Raw genomic sequence first — 25503 nt, 5'->3', positions numbered from 1 at the left:
TTTCATCCCAACCCTTGATTGGAGGATTGATGTTCATGGATCATTCGAAATTTAACAGCCGTTGGGCCGTGAAGGGATTGGCCCGCCGCACACTCATGAAATTAACGGCAGGCTTCCTGATCGCCGCCCTCCTGCCTCTCTCCGCTTCCGGCGCTCATGCGCAGCCGTCGCCGCTGATGTCCAAAATGTTCGACCTGTCGCAGGAGGCGAAGGAAGTGATCCGCGAGAAGCCGCTGCATAACGGGACCGTGCTTCAGTCCTTTGCCATCGATAATGCGAACGGGCGCATTTATACCGTTCAGCTCATGGCCGGCGGACAGCAGCTCCCCGGCGAATCCGCGCCGGTCAGCGGAGCCGCCCGCTCCAGCAGCGGCGATCTGGCCCTGACCCAGCTGGATATGAACGGAAACGAGCTGGGGCACATGTTCCTGAAGGGATTTGGCCACGGCGTGCAGATCGGCGTGGAGGCGGACGGGTCGCAGGCCTACTTATGGACGGAGACCGACTCGGTGACGGAGTCGGGCAGCGGCTGGGGAACCCAGCTGACCCGGTTCGCCTTCCAGGACGGCGCTATCCTGACGCCGGAGTCTCCGGAGCTTGAGAAGTACCGGCTGATCCCCGGGGCCGACCGGACGACGGTCCATATCGACCAGGCGAACGGGCTGCTGACGATGCGTTACCGTCTGAACGGAGCCTTCCATTTTGGCGTATATGAGCTGGAGAAAGTTAAGCAGCACATCTACGAGCCGGTGGCGGACGTCCTCCAGCCTTCCCTCGGCACGTTCCAGGGCTTCGCCTCCAACGGCGGTTACCTATATCTCCTGGAGGGCAGCGCCTACGGTTCGGCCGGCTCGGTCGAAGGCACCGGCAATACGTACATCACCGTCGTGAAGCTGAGCACCGGGGAGGTCGTGGACCGGCAGCTGATCCTTACCGCGCCGGAACTGACGTACCGGGAGCCTGAGGGGATGTCGATCCGGATTCCGGACATCAGGCACCCGCAGAAAGCCGAGCTGTGCTTCGGCTTTGCGTCCGCCTTTACGCCTAACCGGCTCGCCAGCATCTACGCCTTTGACCGGCTCCTGCCGGAGCAGGCGCTGCAGGATTAAAATTAAAATGAGGAAGGCGGCCGTGTATGGCCGCCTTCCTTTTTTATATGAAGCCGTATTCCGGGGAGGTTCTAAGGACTATTCTTCAAGATGCTTATGCCCCTAGCAAATGTAAAGGAAATATTCATATCGTTGATATTTTACGGCTTGAAGGAAATATCAACATACGTCGCGCCATCCTTGGCGGATGCATTGACAGTTGCCCCTAACACTTCAGAGACAAATCTGATGGGCACCATGACTCTCATAAAAGGCATTTCAGGAGCGCTTGGCAGAATTTTCGCCTCACCATTTACATAAGCAGTCGTACTCCCGATTGTCATGGTCATGACGGTTCCGTCATTCGATTGAATGGTCACTTGCTGTTTATTCTTGTCCCAGCTTACCGATTGTCCCATTCCTTCTGAAATAACCCTTAGCGGAACATATGCGGTATTTGTAGCCGTGTTTATATATGGGGGTGTCGAATCTGATTCAATTGGAGCACCATTTAATTGGACGTACAAAGAATAAATGATCCTTGGAGGAGAAGCATACGCGGGAATACTCATAAAAATGGTTAGGAGACTGGTTAGGAAAACAGGAATGACAATTTTTTTGAACATTTTGTATTATCCTCTCTATTTAAATAAATCTACTCATAGGATTCATGAAACCACAACGCTGGTCTCGCTCTGGCTGTTAATCCATTTGCTCCATAACATTCCCTAGATGATTTCCGAAATTTTTCAAAGTAAGGAACGCAACGAGCAAGGGGATCACTATCACACTAATCGCCACAACCACTCGTTTAAAGGTCATTTTTATACCCCATTTTTAATTAGGATCATTAACCATAGTCACGAAGGACAGCAGGCTTCGACTCACTTTTCGTTCATATTTAAAACCCCTGTTATTAGAAAAAGTTTAATTCTTTCGGATTTACCGTTTTATATGTAACTACTCCTATACTGAGAGCGTCTTGTTACTACAAGGCGTATTCTAGTTCAGAGCATCAATATTAAGGAGGAGAACAACCATCTAATTTGCTAGTTAATTTAAAATGAGAAAGGAGCAGATAATATGAAATTCAATAGAATTGCCAGGTGGTTGCTCCCAGCTGTTGTTTGTCTGCTATTACCGACCAGTGCCCATTTTGTCCATGGGGACTCCCCGGGCCAGCTCGGAGACTTAACCCCTTCAGAAGTCTTGAATGGTTATATGCAGGCTCAAATGAGCAATGATTATGAAAAGATCGCGGATCTATCGGAGGATAGTCGGTTCAAAAATAGGGCAGATTACTTGAAATTTTTAAAAATAAATCAAACACTTTTAGACTATAAAATTGTATCTGTTGATCAGTCCAATCCGGATCATGTCATTTTTCACGTTCTAACTAAATATGAAGGTGTTGGAGGTAACGGGGAACTGCCCGAACTCCAAATCATCGTGCATAAAAGCAACGGTGTGTATAAAGTGCTCATTCAACCGGGAACCGTCATAAATATGGACCCCTCTCAACCTAATTATAAAACGGTAGAATACAATCAGAAAATCACAATGGGTGAGTAACTTCTACGATCTGTACCTCCGTTACCTTAAGGCTTAACTGTGTAGCGATCCGCTTTTTGTGGTATACTTGAAATAGATCAAGCGTAAACTAAAAAAGCCACGATGCTGGTAACATCGTGACTTTTGACAAAGGCCGGCGGGCGACCACGGCGAGAATTCAGTTCAAGAACCGAAGAACCACCGGATTGCTAGGCTCCCAACCTAATCCCGGTGGTTTTTCTTGTTATGCCGTGCTTGCTTCCAGGCACTGACCAAAGTTTTCAGGCCAGTAATCATACCGACCAGCTTCAGCAGTCCGTCCAAAAGCTTTAAGGCCACTTCAAGAATGGACACGGCGTCACCCCCTTTCGGGTTCGCTTCGCCGCGTCCACCACCGGTTACTTTGTCTTCTCGATTATACCACAATCTACCATTTGCTAATTGCTAATTCTCTCACTTATCCGGACACCTGATCCTCTCATTTCACATTAAAAATGCCTCTCTCTTCCGATATCATCTGATTTAACAGCCCCAGCTTCCAAACCATATTCCCCGGCTCCCTGAACACTCCACCGGTTTGTGCCGCTTACTGATCACAATCAGCCCTTTTGTTGATGGCGTTTCAAAGGATAAAAACTATAATGTACACATAAGCTCCAAAAAAAGGAGGCAGCGATCATGCAACCTCAGGTTTTGATTGTCGGCGCCGGTCCGACCGGTCTCGTTTTGGCTCTGGCCCTGGAGAAGCAGGGAATCCCTTTTCGGCTCATCGATCAACGGTCCGGACCGGGAGAAGCCTCCAGAGCCATGGTCGTTCATGCCAGAACCCTGGAGTTCTACCAGCAGTTCGGCATAGCGGATTCATTTGTGCAGCGCGGCATCCCCATGCATACCGGCCAAATTATGAAGAACGGCAAGCTTAAGGGAACCATCAACTTTGGTGATTTTGGAGAAGAAATTAGCCCCTACCCCTATGTACTCAGCCTGCCTCAGGACGAGCATGAAGCCCTTCTCATCGAGCATCTCGACTCCAAAGGAATCCATGTGGAATGGAATACCGAGCTCGTTTCCCTTCAGGAAGAGAATGAAGGGGTGCATGCCATCACGACCCGGCAAGGGATCGAAGAGAAACAAGCGTATGCCTATGTGTGCGGATGCGATGGGGCGCATAGTACGGTCCGCAAGGAGATGGGACTGGAGTTTCCCGGAGGAACGTATGAGCAGATGTTTTTCGTGGCTGATGTGGGGAGTAAAGAGCCCGTGACAAACGTGACAATGAACTTTTTTGAAGAAGGCTTCTGTCTGGTCTTCCCGATCCGCACGAGCGGACAGGTCCGGCTCATCGGACTGATTCCGCCCAAGATCCTAAATCAGGGAATTCCCGCGAATTTGGAGCCTCTGATTCCTTATGTGGAAAGAAATACGGGAGTGCACATCAGCCAGGTGAACTGGTATTCGACTTATAAAAGCCATCACCGGGTATGCGAGCACTTCCGCAAAGGGCGGGTCTTTATCGCCGGGGATGCGGCCCATGTGCACAGCCCGGTCGGAGGGCAAGGCATGAATACCGGCATTGGGGACGCCGTGAATCTGGGCTGGAAGCTTGCCGCGGTTCTTCTGGACAAAGCGGACGCCGGCGTTCTCGATTCCTACGAGACGGAGCGGATTGCTTTTGCCCGGACGCTCGTGGCCACCACAGACCGGCTGTTCCAATCGCTCGTAGGGGGCGGCATCATGACCTCTCTGGTTCAGGACATGGTGATTCCCCATATCGTTCCCCTGCTTCTGGACGTCCCGCCTATACGAAAAATGGCCTTTGAGCGGCTGTCGCAAACGCAAATCCGTTACCGGGACAGCATGCTGAGCAGCGGTGCTTCCGGCTCCGTTCACGGCGGCGACCGTCTGCCCTGGATTCAGACTGCCCATGGGGACAACTTCGAACCGTTGCAATCCGTCGATTGGCAGCTGCATGTGTACGGCCAGGCATCGCAAAGTCTGCGTCAGCTCAGCGAAACGACAGGCATCCCCTTGCATGAAATGGGGTGGACGCCATCCATGAAAGCAGCCGGCATGCATCCCGATTCTGCATTTCTGGTCCGGCCGGACGGATACGTCGCATTGGCGGAACCTCACCAGGATACCGGTGCGATTCAGGCGTACCTCGATCGATTTCATATTGCTCCGTTTACACACGAAAAGAGCTGACGCTGGCGTCGGCTCTTTTCGATTGTTGCTGGATGCGGTTGTATTCGAAACATGCTGAAGCTATAGCGGATTAGGCTTATCGCTTGGATATTGCTTGAACTCTTAGCGAGGTACGGCAGCTGGAATTCAGTCCGGATCTCAAACATTGTCCAATCCTTCCGCCGTTTTCAACTCGCCAAACCTTATCTATCGTTAGCTACCAGCAGTCACCTTATGTTTCGATGCCGCTATCCGCTTATTCAGCTCTTCCAAAAACAGATCCTCGTCGATGGGGAGCGCTACGGTGTCGCCGATCCAGCTCGACAGATGCATCGCATTGGACAGCATTAAACTGTTGATGCCCTCCTCACCGTCAGCGATCAGCGGCTCACCGTCCAGGACGGCCTTGGCAAACGAAGCGATGACGCCGGTATGCTGGCTGTTGTCACCTTGCGTCTCGATGACGGACACTTCCACGGGAGGCTTGGCAAAGCCATCCTTCGTTGTAAAACAGTATTCACGCTCGTTCTGGCTCAGCTTGTGCAGCGTCAGCGTATTGTTTTCGCACACCAGCTTGCCCATTTCCAGCGTAATTTCCAAACGGTTCGTTCCCGGCAGGTCGGCGGTCGTCGTGACGAATACGCCCGTGGCTCCGTTCGGAAATTCCATATATGCCGTGACATCATCCTCCACCTCGATGTTATGCCACTTGCCCTCATGGCAAAAGGCACGGACTTGGGCCGGCATGCCGCAAATCCATTGGAGGAGGTCGATGTTGTGCGGGCATTGGTTGATGAGCACGCCTCCGCCTTCCCCGGCCCAGGTGGCGCGCCAGCTTCCCGAATCATAATAGGCCTGCGACCGGTACCAGTCAGTAATGATCCAGTTCACCCGCTTAATCGCGCCAAGCTCGCCGCTGTGCACGAGCTCATGCATTTTGCGGTACATCGGATTGGTCCGCTGGTTAAACATCATGCCGAAGATGCGGCCGCTCTCCCGCGCCTTCTCGTTCATTTCCCGCACCTGCTTCGTGTAGACGCCGGCCGGCTTTTCGCATAAAACATGCAGCCCTTTGGTGAAAGCCATAATGGCGAGCCTTGGATGGTCGTAGTGCGGCGTTGCAATAATCACGGCATCACATAGGCCGCTGTCCATCAACTCATCCGGAGTCGCAAAGTAGCCGATATCGCCTTGCAAATACGTTTTGGCTTTCTCCAGCCGCATGCCGTCCATTTCCGACACCGCAGTCAGTTCAGCCTCCGGCACGATACCCTTGTTTAATTTTTTGGCATGATCCGATCCCATATTGCCCATCCCGATGACGCCGATCCGTAATTTTGACATCTAGACCCTCCATTCTCCTCAGCGGTAGCCAAGGGAAGCCAAATTGTTGTAGCTCGTCTGCAGGCAGTCGAACGGACTCGTCTGGCACACGTCCTGCTCGACCAGCAGATATTTTGTATTCGCTTGTTCAAGCGCTTTCAAAATTGCCGGAAAATTCATGTTCCCTTCCATGACGGGGGCCATCAGCTGCTGCGTCCCCTGGACGGCCATATCCTTTAAATGCACGCAGTGAAGGCGGTCCTTCAACTTGCCGATCCATTCGCATACGTCGGCGCCGGCCGCCTGTACCCAATATGTATCGAGCGTAATGCCCATCTCCTCCGGCGCGAAATCCTCCACCAGCCGCTCAATCAGGCGCTTGCTGCCGATTTTTTCAAACTCAAAATGATGGTTGTGGTACATGAACAGCTTGCCTGCCTTGGCGATCCGACCTGCCGCTTCCCGGAAGTCTTCCGCGAAATACCCGTACCAGTCGAGACCACGGTATTTATCAGGCATCGATCCAATGCCGATGTAATCGCAGCCCAGAATATGATGCTCCTCAATGACTTGATCCGTTTCGTTCAGAATCCGGTCCGGGCTCGTATGCGTCAGCGCGATTTGAAGCGACAGCTCGTCGCAAATGGCGCGAAGCGTCTCGGGACGGATGGAACCGATGGCCGAAATCTGGACCGACGTATAGCCCATAGCCGCAATTTTTTGCAATGTTCGCCGAATATCTTTTTCCGTCTGGAGAAAGGATCGGACGGTGTACAATTGTGCGCCTAAAATCATGAAATATGGCCCCTCCTTCAAGATTTCCAAAAGTGCATTCTCCCCTTAATTATAGTCCCGGCACCCGGAATCACCATTGTAAATCGAAGCCATAACATTGCAAATATAGCGGTCATTCGCTAGACTAAACCCAACATTGCTTGAGGGGGCGAACGGATGCTGTACGCCAATATCCATACCGACTCATTGAATTTCCACCATGCGGCCGACCGGCGCAAAACGGACCAATATGCGCTGCACTGCCACAATTTTTACGAGGTGTACTATTTTATCGCCGGAGAAGTCAGCTATCTGGTCGAGGGCAAGCGCTACGTTCCGGAACCGCACAGCCTGCTGCTCATCGCCCCTCACGTGTTCCACGGCGTAAAAATCGAAAGCGACATCCCTTATGAAAGGATATCGCTCCATTTTGTGCCCGGATTTCTTCCGCCCGAAAACCAGTCCGCATTGTTGTCTCCCTTCCATCCTGATGATGGTCCGGCAGGGATCTATTACAAGGATGACGGTAACCGCGTCATGTTTACTTTTTTCAAGCAGCTGATGGAAGCCCGGCACGCTGATGCCGCCATCCGCGATCTTGCGCTCCGGGTGCGCCTTGAGGCGCTGTTGTCGCAGATCTTGATCCACAGCTATGCGCTGAAAGGCACATCGGAGACCTCATCTTCCGCTCCGTCGATCCAGCGAATCATCGCTTACGTCAACGACCATATCACCGAATCGGTCTCGCTCGACGATCTGTCCGCCGCCTTTTATATCAGCAAGCATCATTTGAACAAAATGTTCCGCAGAGCGACGGGCACAACCATCGGCAATTATATCATCCATAAACGGGTCGTGATGGCGCAAAATTTGATGCTTCAGGGCCATACCGCGAGTTCGGCGGCCGCCGCCGTCGGCTTCCATGATTATTCTTCTTTTTTCCGTGCGTATAAAAAGGTACTGGGCTGCGCTCCATCCGCCAAACGACATCCCATGCTGCTCCATTAAACCGCTTCAAGGGACTGCAGCAGCTTACCCCCGGGTTAGCCATCCTTCGGGAATGACGGTCAGATCATCCGGTTTCCGGTACCGCTGTCCGATCTCCCGGAAGCGCTCCAGCACGTTCGCGTCCAGTAGTCCCTGCCGGTTGGGAGCCCCGTTCAACAGAAAGGTCACGTTCTGGCGGTTGCAGTCCTGAACCATGTCCAGCGCCCAATCGACTGATTTCAGCTCTCTGGCCGTATCCGTCGTTCTCCAGAACCAGGTTTTCGTTAACACGTTACAGCTGGCGCCCGGCCCCACAAAGCCGTCTTCCACTTCCTGTCCTGCCGCATTTTCATAAAAAACGACGTCCGTATGATTCAGGTTGGTCTCACAGCTGATGTTCATCAGCAAGCACTGAGGCTGCAGCGACTTCACCCATGCGTCGATTTCCTCGAACGGAAGGTTCTCGTACGAAGGGCCGCCCCAATGGGCGTTCCAGCCGTCGATAATGAGAAATGGAAGCTCGCCGTAGTTCGTCAGCAGCTCCTCAAGCTGGTTTTTAATGAACTGCTTATCCTCCGGCGTGCATTTTCTCCGGCCGATTTGGTGATGCAGGTCCAGCATGGAAAAATACAGCCCCGCCTCGATCCCTTCCGCCCGGAACGCGTCCAGGTATTCCTTGACGACATCGCGCCGGCTCGCTGCGTTGCGTACGCAATGCTCCGTATGCTCGGTCGGCCACAAGCTGAAGCCTTCATGATGCTTCGCGGTCAATGCCGCAAAGCTCATCCCCGCCGATTTGGCGGCCTTCGCCCACTGCGAGCAGTCCAGCTGCTCCGGATTCCAGTCCTTCGGGTCAAAAGGGAACCGGCGGGGCTCATCCCCGTTCTCGTGATCGTATTCCCAATCGATAATGTCCGAATCGGCAAACTGAAACGTCGCGCTGTTGAAGTGGATAAACATCCCGAACCTCTGATTCACAAACCACTGCTGCCTTTGGATGAGTGCCTGTTGATCCATAACTCACTGCCTCCCTGACTTCACTTAAATCATATAATATCTACCACTCTACAGGATCATCTCCCTTGACACAGCTGACAATGGCGACTTCTTATAGTACAATCTCTACATTCGTTTTTTCGAAAAGGAGCTTTAGCGATATGCTCGTACTTGAACTCAAGGTGCCGCCGTTTCCGCTGCTGACCGCGGTCGGCCATACGGTGTGGCAGGCGGGCGTGATGCACGCCGAGCGGCAATTCGAAGCCTTTGACCTGATCGTTTGCGCCAAGGGCACGCTATATATGGAGGAGAACGGGATTGCATATGATATCCGGGAAGGAACGATGCTCGTCCTGGAGCCTGGCAAAACGCACCGCGGCTGCCGTCCGACCGATCGTGAAACCGAGGTGTATTGGATCCATTTCGAATACCCGGCGGATGAGCAGCCGGTTTTGACCGAGAAAAGCCACTGGCATCAGCCGCTGCTGAACCGGTCGGATCAGGATACCCAGGCCCAGCCGGGCCTGGTGGACATCCCCAAATTTGCCGAAATCGATTTGCGAACGATGGTGCCGATCCTGCAGGACATGCTGAAAGTGCACGGCATGCTTACGCCCTACGGGGTCTACGAACTGCACATGTTATTCGGCAAGTTCCTGATCGAACTGCAAGGAAGCATGAGAAAAGGCAGTCCGCATGCCCGCTCGTTTTTCCTTGGAGAGCAGGTCGCAGCCTATTTGGCGGACAACCTTGAAGCTCCCTTCGACTCCGCCGGCATGGAGCGCGACCTGCATTACCATTTTGACTACTTGGCGCGCTGCCTGAAACAATATTCGGGGATGAGTCCGCTGCAATACCGGCATCATCTGCAGATGGAGCGGGCCAAGCGGCTGCTGGCGCATTCGGAGCTGCCCCTGGTCAAAGTCGCCGAACAATGCGGATTCCGGGACAACAACTATTTTACGCGTCTGTTTAAACGCCAAACCTCGTTCACTCCCGGCGAGTACAGGAAACGGTATCAGGTGTTCCGGGTGGATGTTCATCATCGGGAGTGAGTGAGGCCAAAAATAACACAACCACAAACAGCCCCTGCCACAGGTAAGCTCGCCAGCTTGGCCAGTGCACAGGGGCCGCTTAATTTAAGAGATACGATTCCTACGCCTAAACTTCTTACTCTTGTAATCTGCTAACCGACAAACCGCCTACGGCAATGCGGCCGTGCCCGCCCGTCAGCCGGATTGTATTCTGCGTTCCAGGCTGCAGACGGACCGTGAACGACGCGGCGCCCAACGCTTCTTCGCCGCTTCCTGTTCCGGGGGCGTTGATCAGCGTGTAATCATAACCGTTGACCGTTAAGTTCAGCTTGGCCAGGGCTTCTTCCGTGCTGTAATGGATGTACAGTGCGGCCCGTCCGCCGCTACCTCCGTCGACGCTGCCGAATTCGCAATAAGCCCCCTTGGCATCCAGCCCGCGGATGACCGCCTCTTCCCCCGATCCGCCCGTAACTTCGGCGCCGCCTCCTGTGGTACTCTCATTTGCCGCATAGTAGGCCGATACTTCGGCTTCCGGTGTTTCACCGACGGACTTAACGCCTTCCCTGGTCTGAACCACCGTTTGAATGGTTCCATCTTCGTTAAAATGCAGGTAATCGATGCATACACTGCGCAGGTTCCCGTGTCCTGAAATGACCTGATTATGATAGAACAGGTACCACTGCCCTTTGTACTCCACTACCGAGCCGTGTGTCGTCGAGCAGCCGGTCGGTTCCAAAAAGATGCCCTGGTAAGTCCACGGACCAAGCGGATACCGGCTTGTCGCGTATCTCATCCGGTTGTTGTCTTCCAGATTGTCGGCGTAAGTGAGATAGTACAGCCCGTTTCGCTTGAATACCCAGGCGGCTTCATGAAAATCTTCCAGACCCGTCATGTCCTGCATCGGCCCTTTGATAGACATCATATCCTCGCCCAGTTCCCCGCCCTGGCATTTGCCGCCGCCGCCATAATACATATATGCCCTGCCATCGTCATCGATAAAGACGCAAGGGTCGATCATAGCGAAACCGCCGAGTCCCTCGATATAACCCCGGTCGATAAAACCGCTGGCCGGCTTGTCGCTGGTCGCCACGCCGATTTTCCAGGTATCGTTCCAGTCCGATCCGCTCGGATGCGGATAATAGAAATAGTACGTACCGTTCTTGTAGGCGCAGTCGGGAGCCCACATGAAGCCGCCTTCCGGGCGCCCCCAGGCCACGTCCCGCGAATGGAGAATCTCGCCTTCGTCGACCCAATTCACCAGGTCATCTGAGCAAAATACGTGGTATGCGTCCATCAGATCGCATCCCTGCGGCGGATCGATATCATGGGAAGCGTATATGTAGATTCTTCCGTCCTCCCACACATGGGCAGAAGGGTCCGCCGTATAAATACTGGTGATGATCGGATTTTGGCCAGCCGATTTGATCAAGGCTTTTGGAATTCCTTGCGTAGTCATAGCACGTTCTCTCCCTGTTCATAAAATCTATTCTAGTAAATTGAAGGTTAATTCATATATACAATCTGCTGCCCTAAGGCAGCAGATTGTACAAACGGTACACCAGAACCGCCGTTTCCGCCCGCGTGATCGGTTCTTTCGGCTGGAACTTGCCGCCATCTCCCTGCAGCAGCTGCGCATCCGCCAAAGCTTGGACGGCATCGCGGGCGTAAGCTTCGATCGCATCCGAGTCGGAAAATCCTTCCCCGGAAGCCTGGCTTCCGGCCGCTGCCGGCAGGATGCTTGCCGCATCCATGGCGCAGTAGATCATGACGGCCGCATCTTCCCGCTTGATCGCAGCGTCCGGCAGGAAAAGGCTCCCGCCCCCTTGAACGATTCCGAGCGCTCTCGCGATGCCGACGGCCTCGTTATAATAAGCATCTTGCGGCACATCCGCAAACCGCTCCGCGCTTTCGGTGTGATTCCGGTTGAGTTCAAAAGCTTGAACCAGCAGAGCCGCAAAGTCCGCTCTTCGAATCAGCGTTTGCGGTTGATAGGCCGACTCGGATACGCCGTGAACGATGCCTTTGGCCGCAAGAGCTTCGATGGCCTGACGGGCCCAAGCGAGGTTCCCGATATCCTGAAACGTATGGTCATCGTAACCAACGGCGTACACTCCAGGCTGCCAAGCCTTGAATACGATGTGTCCCAAAGACGGGACGTATTTGCCGCTTGGAACCGGTGTATATTGCCCTTGTTCTCCGGCCAGCCGTACGACGAGCTTCTCCGGATTCTTCGCTTCGCCGGAGCCCGGCTGATAAGGCAGCATGACCTTGATCGGCGAAGCCGCATCCGTCCATTGGAGGGAGGCTCCCTTGGCAGTAGCAAGCTGCAGCGAGATCGCCGGTCTTTCGCCGAAGACGGACGCAGCTTCCTGGCCTGCTGCCGCATGGTTCGCCTTGCTAATGTTCACGACGATAGATTCGCCAAGCTGTTCCTTGGATGCGGCCAGCAGATCGCCTGGAATCCACAGATTCCCCAATTCCGTATGAATGTCCAGCGAGCGCGCTGCCTGCTTATCCGCAACCAGCTCTGATGGCAGCTCTAGGGCATACCTTTCAGCCCCGGCAGCAGCCTTCAGCTGGACGACCAGCGTCTTCGTCCCGTCTTGGCCTGCCTGAATTCCGCCGAATGCCTGCTCAGCCTCCTTGCTGCCCAGGCGGACGCTCGCCAACTTGGACGCTTGATCAAATATCGGTGTTAGCGTTAAGCTATTCTTTCCGGACGGATCCGGATTCGAGCCTCCGCCGGGTTTACTTGTTCCGCTCCCTGACGAACCGGAACCTGAGCCGGAGCCGGAACCGGAGTTCCCTCCTCCTCCATTCGATCCCGGTCCTCCCGGATGTCCCTCTCCGCCCGGTACTGTCCCAAGCTTCGAACCAATGGCAGCGAGCCGGGCCTGCAAGGATTTCTTCAGCCCGCCTTCCGGCAGGAGAAGCACGAAATTGGCAGCGGCATCAACGGTGCTGACTTCTCTCTTGTGCATGGCCGACTTCACACTGGCCTCAGCGGATTTCTCCAGCAGCTTCACATAATCGTCCTGGAGGAGGTACAGATTGCCGAATAATCCGGCATCCTTGCTTGTGCCAATGCCTCCGTTAAACTCCATGAATCCGGACCGTCCGTCCCCGTCATTTTCGTTGACGAGCAGCGCAAGCCCTATCGGTTTATCCACGTGGAAATCATACCCGGCGCCGTGGAGAGCCCGAAACGGAAGGGTCAGCTCATAATGCGTCACCTTGGCCGTTTCGTCGCGGGTAACGACCGCCTGAACGGATTCCAGCGGACCCGGCGTTATCCCATCCGGAGCACGCCATCTCCATTTCTGCACGCTGCCGTCCTCGTTCAGCGCAAACCCGAGCTCGTTCACCTGGCGGCTGGCCGCACCATCTTCCTTCGCCAGGTCGATACCGACCTGCAGGCTGTCGCCCTGCCATATATCGCCGCCTGTAAACGTCTGGCTGTGGACGTTGTCCTTGACATCTACGTTAACGTACAAGTGGGCTTCATCCCAGGTGACCTTGGAGGTGAGCCCGAGATCATCGGCGCCTCCCCAGCTTCCGCCAACGCTGTAGTAATGCTCCGGACCGGACACTTCAATGGTTGGCGTGTGGTCCGCAGTCTCGCTTCGCGATGCGAAGGACTGGGACAGCTTGACCGACGTTTCATAACGTTCCCCGTTGTCCAGAGCAACTCTGAACTTCAGGGAATCGGCTGATAAGTACGGGATGGCCACACCGCGGGTTTCCCCCTTCTTCAGATCCTCAAAACGGATCGGCTTCAGCGCCTCCCGATACATGCCGGGACTGACCCATTCGACTTGTCCCTTCAGCGTTCCGTCTCCGGCCGCATTGGTTATCGACAGCACCGTTCCTGTATCTTCCGGGTGTGAAGGATCGAAGGGCGCCTTCTCTAACTTCAGCGTCACAGGATAGAGATTGCTTCCCGACACTTTGCCCGGCGCATCGTTCTGAATTTGAAGTCCCCCGCTGGCCAGGTTGTTGGATACGACCATCTTGTCGATGCCCGGCCCGGCATACACATGGGTTGTTTGGGACTGCTGGAAGTAGGAATCGTACAGTCCAATGTCACCGCCGACGGCGTTAATGCCGATGTCGCCGACTTTGGTGAAGTTGGCCTGCTGAATCCGCACGGTGCCCCCGAAGATATCGAAGGAACGGTTCGTATCACCCCACATCGAAGAATTGAAAAACACCGCTTTGGAGCCGAAGTTTTTGCCGACCTCAACGTAAACTTTGTCGGTCGTGCTGATCGAGACCAGCTCCGTGTTAATAAACTGGAGTCCCGCCTCGTCCGCGCCTTCCAGCACGGCTCCTTTTTTGCTTCCGTCCGTGCCGTGGCCGATCACGACGGCTTCAGGGCCCTGCCCGTCCTGTCCTTCGAAATGGATGCCGAACTTCGAACCGAAGACGAATGTGTTAAAAATGGTCTCCTGTTTCACGTTGCCGATGCGGAAAGCATCCAGATGGTCCTTCTGGTAACTCCAGACCATGTCGGAGTCCGCACCGGTGGATGGATGGTTCGGATAATTGCTGCGCCCGTAATAATGCGGATTGAACTGGACGTTCCGCAAGTATCCGCCCTGCGCACCTCCGCCCAGGTAAATCCCTTCCTTCAGCGGGGAACCGGCCACGTAATCGATGTAATGCCCGCTCGTATCGTATGTTCCAAAATCGACGGCCTGGTATGGATTGACCAGCGTCGTATCAATCAGGTAAACGTCCTTCCCTTGGCCTTGAACGGTCCATGGGTAAGGCTTGACCGGATTCGCTTCGGTCCAGGTTTGATGGTCGTAATATACGGATATTCCGCGAAGGCCCGCCGCTGCTTTTAATTGGATCAACGCCGGGGCGTCCGGTTCATTTTCCCCGTAGTTCGTAAAAATGACCGTGCCGCCGCCAATCGTATGATGCGGAACATCAAAGTTGCCGCGCAATTCTACGCCGGTCGGTACAACGAGCGGCTGCTCGACCCGGTAGATCCCGGCGGGCATATACACCGTGCCGCCGCCAGCGTCACCGGCATCGCTTAGAGCCTGCTGGATCACCTGGGAGGCATCCTCATTCCCGGTCGGATCGGCGGAGTACGGAGCATTCACCACATTAAACAATCCGCTCGTCGCCGGCTTGGGACGTGCGGCGATATCCACGGATGGCACCTCAGGAAGGCGGTCCAGGACATACTTGTCGTCTTGGCGGATATTCAGGTCCGTCGATTGGCTGTGATTGGTTACGGACAGCTTGCCGTCATATCCCGAGTTGATGGAATTGACCGTTCCGACATTCCCTTCAAGCAGGAGGTGGCGATCGGATTTGGCAAAGCTGGAAGCCCCCAGTATCAGCGATCCGCCGCGGGCGATGATCGCATAGTCTTCACTGCCGTCCCCCCAGTTTGCGAACGTGCTGTTTTCGAAGGATAGGGTGCCGCTGCCCTCGTTTAGAACCGCCTGATCGGGATGCCCGCCTACCGTGACACCGTTAAACTGAACAATGGAATTGAAGCCTTGCGTCGCGTAAATGGCAATCGGATGCTGCCCGGCTCCGGCTTCAAACCGGCTGTCCGAAATCAGCAGGCCGTAATTGTTGACGCCCTCGATCTTGAGCGCGACATGGCAATCCTCGACCTGGATCTTGTACAGCTGCGCATTGGCCGACTCCAGGCTGCCGGTTCTCGTCGTCATCCGCATGCCCGTCTCATATCCGGAAATATGGATGTCCGACATGTATTCCCAGTCGGAGCGGCCCATGACGATGCCCTCGGCATGGCTCGTCATGTAATCATGCAGTTCGCCGCGTTTGGGCGATCCCGCGAGGCCCGAGCCGGACCAGAGATCCGGGGACAAATGAATCCCCTCCAGCCGTCCGATATCCGTCGTATAATCGAGGAAAATGCCTGTCTTCAGCGTGGTACCATAGAGATTTTTGACGTAATGCAGCTCGTTCCAGTCCGGTCCGATCTTGATCCCCTGGTATGCATTGACCAGCGTGACATTCTTGACGGTCGCACTGTCGCCGGGTAGCTGTTCGATCGTCCACGGATATGGAGACGGATCGGATGCGTTTTGTTCCGGATACCAGATGGACAGGTTCGTCACGCCGCTGGAGGGCTGCAGCTTAATGAAGCTCGTGCCTGTCTCCTGTCCCTTACCGGCATAGACAGCAAGAACGGTGCCCAGAACCTTGCCACCCTGCGCTTCCGGATTCGCCCAATCGCCGCGGAGCGTGACTCCTGTCGGGACGACAAGCTCGCTTGTCAGCCTGTACGTGCCTGAAGGCACGTACACGACGCCCCCGCCTTGGCTTCCCGCATCGGCCAGCGCTTCCTGGAAGGCGCGGGTGTCATCCGTGCTCCCATCCCCTTTGGCGCCATAATCCGTCACACTGCGGTCGGCAATGACGATATCGTCCGTCGGATATACCGTGTCATAGACCTTGGTTTCGTGGGTCCCCGACGATTCACGGGGCTGCTTCGTCACGGTCACCTTCGCCAAATACAGCTCGGGATTCTGCGCCTTCGCTCCGGCGCCGGTGACGCCGATCCGGAAATCCGCACCGTTTGTACGGTTCTCAAAGCGCGCGTCGCTCAGCTTGAAGGTATGCGTCTTCCAGGTCCCCGAATTTTCGTACGAAAACAGCGGGGCGTCCTTAAAAGCGGACTGCTTGGAATCATACTGAAGCACCATGTCCCCATTGCCTTGGTCATAATATTCGGCCGTTACCAAAACGTCCTGATCGCTAAGATCTCCCGCGAAGTCGTCATCCACATTGAAATAAAAGTAGAGGATGTTCTGTGCCGGATCATTCGGATTTACCGCTTGATTGGTTTTCCAGTACGTTTTACCGTCCATTTCGCCCACCTGCAGGCCTTCCTCCGGACCGTCCCCCGGACGGGCGGTCATGCCTTGCCCTTCCGGCGTTTCCCCGAGCGTAATGTATACGGAATCGGTGACCGTTACCGGGGCGGATGGCGGAAGCTGGCTTCCGCCATCTGCATCCTCACCATCGGCGGCGGCTCTAAGTGGAGCCGGGGCCATCCAGAATAAGGAGACGACCATCACGATGACGGTTATTTGCGCGATAAAGCGCCTAAAGCTCCATCGATTGTTCACGATTATTCCTCCCATGCTTGATTTGCTTATCAAGCTGCACGAAAGCAACGCTGCTTCGCTGCGGGATCATGATTGTATTCGCTTTCAATTTTGCAGCAAAAAAACCATTGGCAATACACCCGAGCTTGTCCCGTATCCAATTTAGCTTGCGGCACCTCCCCCTTTCAGCAGGCGGCTTGCTTCATCTATGAACCTTAAGGAAAACCGGCCTTAACGGCCGGCGCTCCTCCAGGAATGAGCAGGCTCCCAGTTCAGGACCGACTTCGCCCGGGCGTTGGACACGAGCGCCGTCAACTTACCTGGGTCCTTGCCTGGAAAAGGCACCTGCGGATAATACTTGGCTGCCAACTCGCTGACGCTTGCATCGCTCAGCAAGTCGCTGGATGTGATGTTCAGGCGGCATGCCTCTGCCTGGCCTTGCACAGGTGCTTCCAGCGCAAGCCTGCAGGCTGAAGCGGCGTCGCGCGCGTCGACATAGCTCCATAGAATGCGGTGATGTCTGGCGGTATCGCTGAAGGCCGCGATCTCCCGATCGTATTCATTCGGCGCCAGAATCAAAGAGAAGCGGAGGGCATAGATCTCCATGCCTGTACGGCGGGCGAACATATCGCCCGTCTGTTCATTCACCTGCTTGGACAGCCCGTAGCTCTCCTGGGGCAGCAGCACATGCTCCTCGTCAACGGGGAGCGTATGCGGCGGAAAGGGATGCTTCGCCCAGCAGAATCCATAGGCCGATTCGCTCGATCCGAATACGACGCGCTGGATGCTGAGCTTCGAAGAAGCCTCCAGGATGTTGTATGTCGCCATGACATTGTTGGCGAAGATCCGCTCCGGCGAAAAGTTGATAGGATTCGGCACGGCAGCCAGGTGAACCACCGCATCCGATTCGGCCAAAATACCGTACACCTCGCCAAGCTGGGTCAAATCCCCCTGGACATAGCGGGCATAACGGTTTCTCCCGCTTGCCGGGCGGGCATCCGTTCCGATGACCCTGTATCCTGCATGGTTAAGCTCTTGAACGACGTAGTGGCCCAGTTTTCCTTCCGAGCCGGTCACGACGATTTGTTTCATGATCTTTTCCTCCTTCCAGCCGGACCTTAAGGACGAATCAGCGTTCCATCCGGCTTGCGGTCCAGCTTGTATGGGTGATGGTATGCTGCCAGGGAACCTTGATCCTTGACCAGGGCTGCCGCCTTATGCTCGTCGATATCGATGCCAAGCCCCGGCTTATCGTTCAGCTTTAAATGCCCGTGTTCCAAAACCGCGTGGCCCGGGAAGGCCTCCTTCTCTTCACTGCGGAAATGGTTGATCTCCTGTACGCCAAAGCTCATGATCGCCATGTCCAGATGCGCGGCCGCGATTTGGTTGACCGGGTCATTCTCCCCGCCTTCCTGCCACGCGGTGCGGACGCCGAAAGCTTCGCAGACGGCGGCAATTTTGCGGCATGGGGTCATGCCGCCGGCCTTGGAGACGCGCATCCGGACAAAGTCGATCAAGCGCTCCTGCACCAGCGGGAGCCACTCCTGCGGGTGCACAAACAATTCGCCGACGGCCTGAGGCGTGGTGCTCGTTTCTTTGACCCGCCGGTACCATCCCGTATGCTCCGATTGCAGCAAGTCTTCCACGAAGAACAGGCGGTACGGATCCAGCGCTCTCGATAAGCTGACGGCGCCGGAAGGCGTCAGATGCTCGTGAACGTCATGCGTAAAGCCCAGGCTCATGCCGAACCGTACACGCAGCTTTTCGAACATGTCCGGGATCGCCGTGATGTAGCTGGCTTCATCGAATACATTGACAGGAGGGAATTTCGATACGCCCTGCGGAGTGACGAATCCGCCTCCGCCGTAGCCCCCAAGCTGGCAGCGGATCACGCCGAAGCCCTGCTCCTGAAAGGCATGCACCTCTTCCTCCAGCTGCTCGTAGGTGGCACCGTTAGCATGCGCATAACAAGGAACGGCCGAACGGACCGCGCCGCCCAGAAGCTGGTACACGGGCATCCCCGCTTCCTTCCCCTTGATGTCCCACAGCGCCATGTCGATACCGCCCATGGCGGTATGGAGCGTTGAGCCGTTGCGCCAGTAACCGCTCGTATACATCGTCTGCCACAGGTCCTCGATCTGGCCGGCATCCCGTCCGATAAGCACCGGTGCCAGCAGTTCCTCAATGATGCTGACCACGGCTCCCGGCTGGTAAATATCACTGGCCGAGCCGATGCCGTACAACCCATCCTGGTCCGTCATGACTTTAACGATAACCCAGCTTCCATCATGTCTCGTTCGAATGCAGCGTACTGCCGTTATTTTGGCCATACCGCTTTCCCCTCCCCAAAATGGACTATATTATCACAGAGCCGGACGAATGCCGACCGTCTGAATTTTTGCCGGCCCCAGCTCTGCCGTATACCGGCTTTGCTCGTTTCTTCCCATCTCTTCTCCGCGCTCTTCAATGATGGTGCTCTCATAGACGCCGTTCACCTGGAATGAAGGCGCGAATGACAGAGTCGTCGGCGCTGCCGATGAAACGTTAAATACCCGGAACATCAGATCCTCATTCTCCTCGCCCAGTTTGAGTGCGCTGAAGGCAAGGTGGTCGCCCTCCCATTCGAGGAACGTATGATTCGCCGGCAGCTTGCCGCCGTGGACTCCCGTCTGATGAACCGTCCACGGAACCGGGAATTGATAGGCCTCGATAAATGCGCCCGATTCAACTACATCGGCATCATGGGATATCAGCTCCATTTCCAGGACATGCGTTCCCAGGCACTGCGCTTCGGGCGTCGCAAATACTCCCCAATCTCCGAGCTCTCTGACGCCGCGCACGAGCGTGACCGCCATCGTGTTATGCGCGGGCAGCACCTCGTATTCGTTCAGTCCCTGATTCGCAACGGTAAGGCCCGCGATGCCGTCGCTCAAGCTGATGAACGCGTTCTGATGCTGGGCGTTGCTCGGATTGCTCCACGCGGCTTCAGGCTGAATCGGGCGCCGAGCCACTTCATAAATGGAGTCCGCCATCACATGATCCGCTGCCAGTCCGGTCTTGAACAGCATGCGGATGCGGTGGTCCTTCACCGTGTTGTCGATCATGCTCCGGATGCCGACAGAGCGGCTGTCCTTGCCCAGTGTGAGCTCCGTGACGATCTTCACCCCGGCCGTCTCGCTAACGCGGCGGGATTTCCGGTACCGGAAAGGGACCATGGAGCGAATTTCTTCGTCCAGCAGCGCATCCGCTCCAAGCGGCAGGTTCCAGACGCGCTCGATCCGGTATACGGCGGCCAGCGGCGTATGCTTCACCAGCCGGATATCCGCCGAAAGGCCCTCCGTCGTCAGCGGCACTTCTCCATCCGGCTGCCGGTACATGTATTCGTTCCCGATGTCGCCCGTGTCCTCGTAAATGCCAAGCCCCTCATACTTCCGGCCATTCACTTTATCCAACAGCGTAAATGAGCCGTCTTCCGCGATCTCCACCCGAAGATAACGGTTCTCCATCGCGTTTCCATCTGCCTTCACGCCGCCTGCAGCAGGCGAAACGGACTCGGCTTTGGTCAGGGAATCCTTGCGGACAAGGGCATAGGTCCGATAACCGATCCCCGGAACATCCTTGACGTAGAGCTCCACATCCACCTGAAAAGCCCAAAAAGGCTGACGGAACCGGTCATCCGGAAGGTCATAGCCGAATACCGGGCCCAGCGGCTCGATGTTAGCCTCAACCGGCTTGCCTCCTTCGTCTGTTACGATCCATTCCTCCGGATCAAAAGTGTGGTACTCTTCTTTGAACGCTTCGTATTTCTCGTGCGGAGCCTGATGATCGAAATAGCGGCGCTCTATGTCCACCGTCGTGCGAACCACGCCGGAACGGGAATGGCCCGACGTGTTAAAGACGACGAAAGGCCGCGCCGATTCCGGGTCAAAGCCGGAGGTGTCCACGGCAGCAGCTACCGCCGCGGCGCTGTCCGCAGCGATCGACTCCGCCACCTGCTGCGACTTGGCGAAGCGCGTCATCATCTCGCGGTGCACCTCGTCAATGCTGCAGCCGCAGATGCTGTCATGCGGATGGTTTTGCAGCAGCGTCTTCCATGCATACAGCAGTTCGTGCCGCGGATAGGACGAACCGGTCAAATGGGCCATGACGACGAGCGGCTCGACCACCTTTTCCAGCAAGGTCTGGCTCCGCACGTTTTGCTGTTTGATGTACACCCGGGCCGACGCGGTATTGACGAGCGTGATCCACCCGTCCGTCCACTGGCTTCGAAGCTCGCCGCGCACGACATCGAGGGCATCCGGGTTCGCCTGACGAAGCGCTTCAATATACTCGGGGAAGCTGGAATGGCGGAACTCCACGTCCGGCAGCATCTCGCCGGCGGTGCGCAGCGCCCTGGACAGATCCTTCTGCAGCGGCTGATGGTCGCAGCCGTTCATGAAAAGCAGCTCCGGTCCCGAGGCGAACGCTTCGGCGGCCGCCAGCTTTTCCGCCCAATACGCCTTTGCGGCTTCAGGGTTCGTCGGAATCTCCATCCCGTTGTTGTACCAGTTGGCGAACAGGATCGCCAACACTCGGGACCCGTCGGGAGATTCCCAGTACATCTCAGAGTATTTTGACGTATGTTCGTTACCGGACTGGACCTCGTTGTTGAAGCCCACCGGCTTGACGCCGCGCCCGTATACGGCGACATCGATGCCCGCCTGGCGAATAAGCTGGGGTGCCTGCCCCATATTGCCGAAGGAGTCGGGAAAATAACCGATTTTCGCGTATCCCCCCATCTTTTTCGAAAGGAGGATCCCAATCAGCAGGTTGCGCGCATTCGCTTCGCTGCTGACCAGAAATTCATCCTGAAGAATGTACCAGGGGCCGACGATCAGCTTCCCCTGTTCGACCAGTGAACGAACTTGCTCCGCCCGGTGCGGCATCATTTGCAAATAATCCTCCAGGACGATATATTGGCCGTCCAAATGGAAGTTGGCAAACTCCGGGTCCCGCTCGAAGGCCTTGATCAAATCCTCCATCAGGCGGACCAGCTTCAGCCGGTGTTTTTCGTATGGCAAATACCACTCTCTATCCCAATGCGAATGCGCAATAATATGCGCTGTTTTTATGGTCATCTCTTTCATCCCATTCTTGTATGTTTTCTTTTCTGTGCGCTATCGATGGTACGGCATGAATGATGCGTTTTACATTTTGACCGAACCGACGGTCATGCCTTTAACGTACATCTTTTGCATAAACGGAAACGCGATCAGGATCGGTATGACGGTGATCAGCGCTCCGGCCATCAGCTCGTTCCATTTTTTAAATGAGGAGGAATCCAGGTACATCAGCCCCATCGGCAGCGTGAACATCTCCTGCTTGTCGACGATAATCATCGGCCACAGGATGTTGTTCCAGCTTCCGATAAAGTTGAGGATGGCGATCGTTCCAATCGCCGGCAGGGCCAGCGGCAGATAGACCCGCCAGTAAATCTTGAAGTTGCCGCAGCCGTCCAGAACGGCGCACTCGTACAGCTCATGCGATATGGTCCGGAAATAGCTCGTAAACAGGAAAATGGCAAACGGCGCAGCCCCGTTAATCATCGGCAGGATCATGCCGACGTACGTGTTCTGCAGGCCGAGATTCGTCATGTTGATATACAGCGGAATGAGCGTCGTCACGCCAGGAACGAGCAGCAGCGCGATGAACGTGTAATACACGAATTTTTTGCCTCTAAATCTGAACTTGGCGAACGAATACGCCATCATCGTATAAATCAGAACGACTCCAATGATGACGATGATGCTGACGACCACACTGTTGACGAAAAAGCGGTAAAAGTTCAGCTTGTTCCACACTTCTGCAAACGTGGACCACTCAGGCGCCCCTTTGGGGAGGGGTGACTGCGGATTGGCCAGTGCATCCTGGGATGTTTTCAAAGAGGTGCCGATCATCCACAAGAAAGGATACACGCAGGTCAGCCCATATAAAACCAGAATGATGTGTTTGATAGTCTTGACCATCTCGGGTCCTCCTCTAAATGTCGACTTTGAACGACCGGATACTGAACATGGCAATGGCTCCGGTAATCAGGAAGGATACCCATCCGATCGCGCTGGCCAGTCCGTAATCGTTATTCAGGAACGCCGTCCGGTACACGAGCGTCCCGATAACCTCCGAGCTGCCCGAGGGTCCGCCGCCGGTCATGATGAACACGTTCTCGAACGCCTGGAACGCGCCGTTGACCATCTGGATGACCGCGATCAGCGTAATCGGCTTCAGAAGCGGCCATGTGATTTTCGTGATCATCGTCAGCTTGCTGGCTCCGTCAACGTTCGCGGCCTCATACAAGGTAGGATCGATCGAGGTTAAGCCGGCATAATACAGAATCAGCGTGCCCGGAAGGCCGCCCCATATCGAGGTAATAATGATGCCGATCAGCGACGTGGACGAGCTTCCCAGCATTCCCCCGGGTACGGTCAGAAAGTCGAGTCCGATCGCATGAAACAGGGAGTTAAAAGCGCCGGTAGGCTCAAACAGTCCTTTCCATACATAAAAAATCGCCACGCCCGATGCGATCATCGGCAGGAAGTACACCGTGCGGTACAGCGACGCCATCTTTGTATTCTGCAGGACGAACGCCAGCACAATCGCAATGGGGATGACGATAACGACCTGGGCTGCACCGATCAGGACGTTATGCAGCAGTGAGTTGTAAAAGTTCTGAGTGACGATCGGGTCATCCCCGAGCAGAAACTGTCTGAAGTTAGCAAGGCCCTCGAACCGGGCCGTCGAAAAGTCGATCCCCGACCAGTTGTAAAAACTGAGCATTATCGAGAAGCCGACCGAATAGACGCCAACGGCGAGAAACAGGAGAACACCCGGCAGCAAAAACAGATACGGTACCCATTTATTTCTAGTTGTTATCATCTTCCATCACCTTTGGATTTGGATTAAGCAAGCGGCGGAAAGGCGAGTGTCCCTGCCGCCGTTTGCATCATACAGCCAGAGCCGGTTATCAGTTGCCGCTGGCCTGCAGGCTCTTCATCGTATCGTCGAATTTTTTCGCAGCCTGTTCGGCCGTCATTTTCTTTTCGATCATGGATTGGATGGACTGGGCATACACTTCCCACTCCTTGTTCTTGCCCCGGTAAGCGCTGATCGCCGGCTGCGCTTCCGAATACGGTCCGGGCTCGGTGGCGAACGAGTCAACGATCGCCTTCAGGTTCGGATCGAGATCTTTGGCACGGTCGCCCAAATTTAGGGCCGGAACCGTATAAGCCGCATTCGCGAACGCAACGGCCGCATCCGGATCCGTGGTCATATACTTGATAAAATCAAGCGCGGCATCCTTGTTCTTCGAGTCTTTATTCACGGACAGCATCGTCAGTGTGAACGGATCTGTCGTCCAGGAAGTGATTTTCGAGCCGTCAATCGGCGGCACAGGGAACGTGACGATATCCTCCGGTTTCATACCCATCGCGAGCAGCGTGGACATCGTGAACGAACCGCCAAGGTCAAATGCGGCTTTGCCCGCGGCGAACGCCTGGTCCGCGCCGTCGATATCTGTTGACAAAATGCCCGGCATCAGCAAGTCTTTGTCAGCGAGCGTCTGTACCGCCTGAACAACCGGCAGATGCTCCGGGTCGCTCATTTTCGCTTTTCGTTCCAGCAGGTCAATATACGATTGAGGCCCGCCATACATGATAGCTAGCGCGGATCCGGCCCAGTTCTCCCACAGGTCGGACGTTTTGGCGCCAAAGACAAGTCCCGGTGTTCCCGTCTTGCTCTTGATCGTTTCCATCATCGTGACGAACTCTTCCCACGTTTTCGGAGCTTCGGCGGTAAGTCCCGCCTTCTCGATCAGCTGCTTGTTGCCGTAAAAGGTAAAGAATCCGCCGATATCGAGCGGCAGTCCGTAGAACTGCCCCGCCTTCAACGACTTTTGCACCGTCGTGGCGTTTTTGTCCTTCTGCCAGGAATCGACTTGGCTTTGGGTCACTTTGATCGGATCCATGGCTGTACCGTAATACTTGCTCAGCACGTCGTCGCCGACTTCGCCCGAGAGCTCAAGCACGGAGCCTTCGATGGAGTCGCCCGCTGTCGCCCACCAGTTGACGACGTCGGGGAGATTTTTCGAGTTGGCCGCCGCCTGAAACTTTTGTCTGTAAGTATCGTCAGGCGTAAAGGTCTCGACATCCACTTTCACTCCGGTCTTTTCCTCGTACAGCTTGGCTGCCGCTTCGATTCCCGGCGTGTAAGCGACCTTCCAGGTCCACATGGTCAAATGCTTGCTGCCTTCCGCGCTGCTGCCGCCCTCCTGCTTTTGTCCGCCTGAGCAAGCGCTTACAAACAAGCAAAGAACGGACAGCATCGTTACCATCAAGGTTGCTTTTCTTTTCATGGGATAACCACCTTTTCGCTTAATCGGTTAATATCGGTTTTTATTTCTGAAGGATCCTACGGATTGCAATCCCTTTC

Annotated in this window: 18 protein-coding genes; 5 read left to right on the top strand and 13 right to left on the bottom strand. The window is 55.2% G+C overall.

The window, feature by feature from the left end:
• Positions 1-35: 35 nt before the first annotated feature.
• Positions 36-1109, top strand: coding sequence for a phage baseplate protein (locus ABID47_RS20750; RefSeq protein ID WP_354499522.1), 1074 nt, complete (start codon positions 36-38; stop codon positions 1107-1109).
• Positions 1110-1249: 140 nt separating this feature from the next.
• On the opposite strand, the gene ABID47_RS20745 is transcribed toward ABID47_RS20750, so the two are convergent.
• Positions 1250-1714: a copper amine oxidase N-terminal domain-containing protein gene (locus ABID47_RS20745; protein ID WP_354499520.1), complete on the bottom strand. Its 465-nt coding sequence runs from the start codon at positions 1712-1714 to the stop codon at positions 1250-1252.
• Positions 1715-2171: 457 nt separating this feature from the next.
• On the opposite strand from ABID47_RS20745, the gene ABID47_RS20740 reads away from it, so the two are divergent.
• Positions 2172-2660 (top strand): hypothetical protein, encoded by a 489-nt coding sequence (locus tag ABID47_RS20740; RefSeq protein WP_354499518.1) that lies wholly within the window; start codon positions 2172-2174, stop codon positions 2658-2660.
• A 201-nt stretch (positions 2661-2861) separates the two neighbouring features.
• Here ABID47_RS20740 and ABID47_RS20735 read toward each other — a convergent pair whose 3' ends face one another.
• The gene (locus ABID47_RS20735; RefSeq protein ID WP_354499516.1) at positions 2862-2993 is read right to left on the bottom strand and encodes a hypothetical protein; all 132 of its coding nucleotides are present in this window, start codon (positions 2991-2993) and stop codon (positions 2862-2864) included.
• A 324-nt stretch (positions 2994-3317) separates the two neighbouring features.
• On the opposite strand from ABID47_RS20735, the gene ABID47_RS20730 reads away from it, so the two are divergent.
• Complete coding sequence (locus ABID47_RS20730) at positions 3318-4844, top strand: FAD-dependent monooxygenase (protein WP_354499514.1); 1527 nt, start codon at positions 3318-3320, stop codon at positions 4842-4844.
• 192 nt (positions 4845-5036) lie between these two features.
• Here the strand turns inward: ABID47_RS20730 and ABID47_RS20725 are convergent, their stop codons facing one another.
• Together ABID47_RS20725 and ABID47_RS20720 are read right to left on the bottom strand one after the other, a co-directional pair.
• On the bottom strand, positions 5037-6167 hold the full coding sequence (locus tag ABID47_RS20725) for a Gfo/Idh/MocA family protein (protein ID WP_354499512.1): 1131 nt from the start codon (positions 6165-6167) through the stop codon (positions 5037-5039).
• Between the two features lie 18 nt (positions 6168-6185).
• Complete coding sequence (locus tag ABID47_RS20720) at positions 6186-6941, bottom strand: sugar phosphate isomerase/epimerase family protein (protein WP_354499510.1); 756 nt, start codon at positions 6939-6941, stop codon at positions 6186-6188.
• A 156-nt stretch (positions 6942-7097) separates the two neighbouring features.
• Here ABID47_RS20720 and ABID47_RS20715 point away from each other — a divergent pair, with 156 nt between their 5' ends.
• Positions 7098-7928 carry an AraC family transcriptional regulator gene (locus tag ABID47_RS20715; protein WP_116234541.1) on the top strand — a complete coding sequence of 277 codons (831 nt, stop codon included), beginning with the start codon at positions 7098-7100 and terminating at the stop codon, positions 7926-7928.
• Between the two features lie 24 nt (positions 7929-7952).
• Here ABID47_RS20715 and ABID47_RS20710 read toward each other — a convergent pair whose 3' ends face one another.
• Complete coding sequence (locus ABID47_RS20710; protein WP_354499508.1) at positions 7953-8924, bottom strand: alpha-L-fucosidase; 972 nt, start codon at positions 8922-8924, stop codon at positions 7953-7955.
• Between the two features lie 140 nt (positions 8925-9064).
• On the opposite strand from ABID47_RS20710, the gene ABID47_RS20705 reads away from it, so the two are divergent.
• Complete coding sequence (locus ABID47_RS20705) at positions 9065-9958, top strand: AraC family transcriptional regulator (protein ID WP_354499506.1); 894 nt, start codon at positions 9065-9067, stop codon at positions 9956-9958.
• A 115-nt stretch (positions 9959-10073) separates the two neighbouring features.
• On the opposite strand, the gene ABID47_RS20700 is transcribed toward ABID47_RS20705, so the two are convergent.
• The 8 genes from ABID47_RS20700 to ABID47_RS20665 form a co-directional block, all read right to left on the bottom strand.
• Positions 10074-11393, bottom strand: a complete 1320-nt coding sequence (locus tag ABID47_RS20700; protein ID WP_354499504.1) for a family 43 glycosylhydrolase — start codon at positions 11391-11393, stop codon at positions 10074-10076.
• 73 nt (positions 11394-11466) lie between these two features.
• Positions 11467-17061 (bottom strand): glycosyl hydrolase family 28-related protein, encoded by a 5595-nt coding sequence (locus ABID47_RS20695; protein ID WP_354499502.1) that lies wholly within the window; start codon positions 17059-17061, stop codon positions 11467-11469.
• A 210-nt stretch (positions 17062-17271) separates the two neighbouring features.
• Positions 17272-18132, bottom strand: a complete 861-nt coding sequence (locus ABID47_RS20690; protein WP_354499501.1) for an NAD-dependent epimerase/dehydratase family protein — start codon at positions 18130-18132, stop codon at positions 17272-17274.
• A 26-nt stretch (positions 18133-18158) separates the two neighbouring features.
• Positions 18159-19370: an enolase C-terminal domain-like protein gene (locus ABID47_RS20685; RefSeq protein ID WP_354499499.1), complete on the bottom strand. Its 1212-nt coding sequence runs from the start codon at positions 19368-19370 to the stop codon at positions 18159-18161.
• A 33-nt stretch (positions 19371-19403) separates the two neighbouring features.
• Entirely contained in the window at positions 19404-22157 is a 2754-nt protein-coding gene (locus ABID47_RS20680; protein ID WP_354499497.1) for an alpha-mannosidase, read from the bottom strand.
• Positions 22158-22226: 69 nt separating this feature from the next.
• Entirely contained in the window at positions 22227-23045 is an 819-nt protein-coding gene (locus ABID47_RS20675; protein WP_076172898.1) for a carbohydrate ABC transporter permease, read from the bottom strand.
• A 13-nt stretch (positions 23046-23058) separates the two neighbouring features.
• The gene (locus tag ABID47_RS20670; protein WP_251678096.1) at positions 23059-23952 is read right to left on the bottom strand and encodes a carbohydrate ABC transporter permease; all 894 of its coding nucleotides are present in this window, start codon (positions 23950-23952) and stop codon (positions 23059-23061) included.
• Positions 23953-24040: 88 nt separating this feature from the next.
• On the bottom strand, positions 24041-25426 hold the full coding sequence (locus ABID47_RS20665; RefSeq protein WP_076172896.1) for an ABC transporter substrate-binding protein: 1386 nt from the start codon (positions 25424-25426) through the stop codon (positions 24041-24043).
• Positions 25427-25503: the final 77 nt, after the last annotated feature.

Origin of the sequence: Paenibacillus favisporus, assembly GCF_040545415.1 — a bacterium.
GTDB classification, from domain to species: Bacteria; Bacillota; Bacilli; order Paenibacillales; family Paenibacillaceae; genus Paenibacillus_AQ; species Paenibacillus_AQ favisporus.
This window is presented reverse-complemented; position numbering and strand designations above follow the sequence as displayed.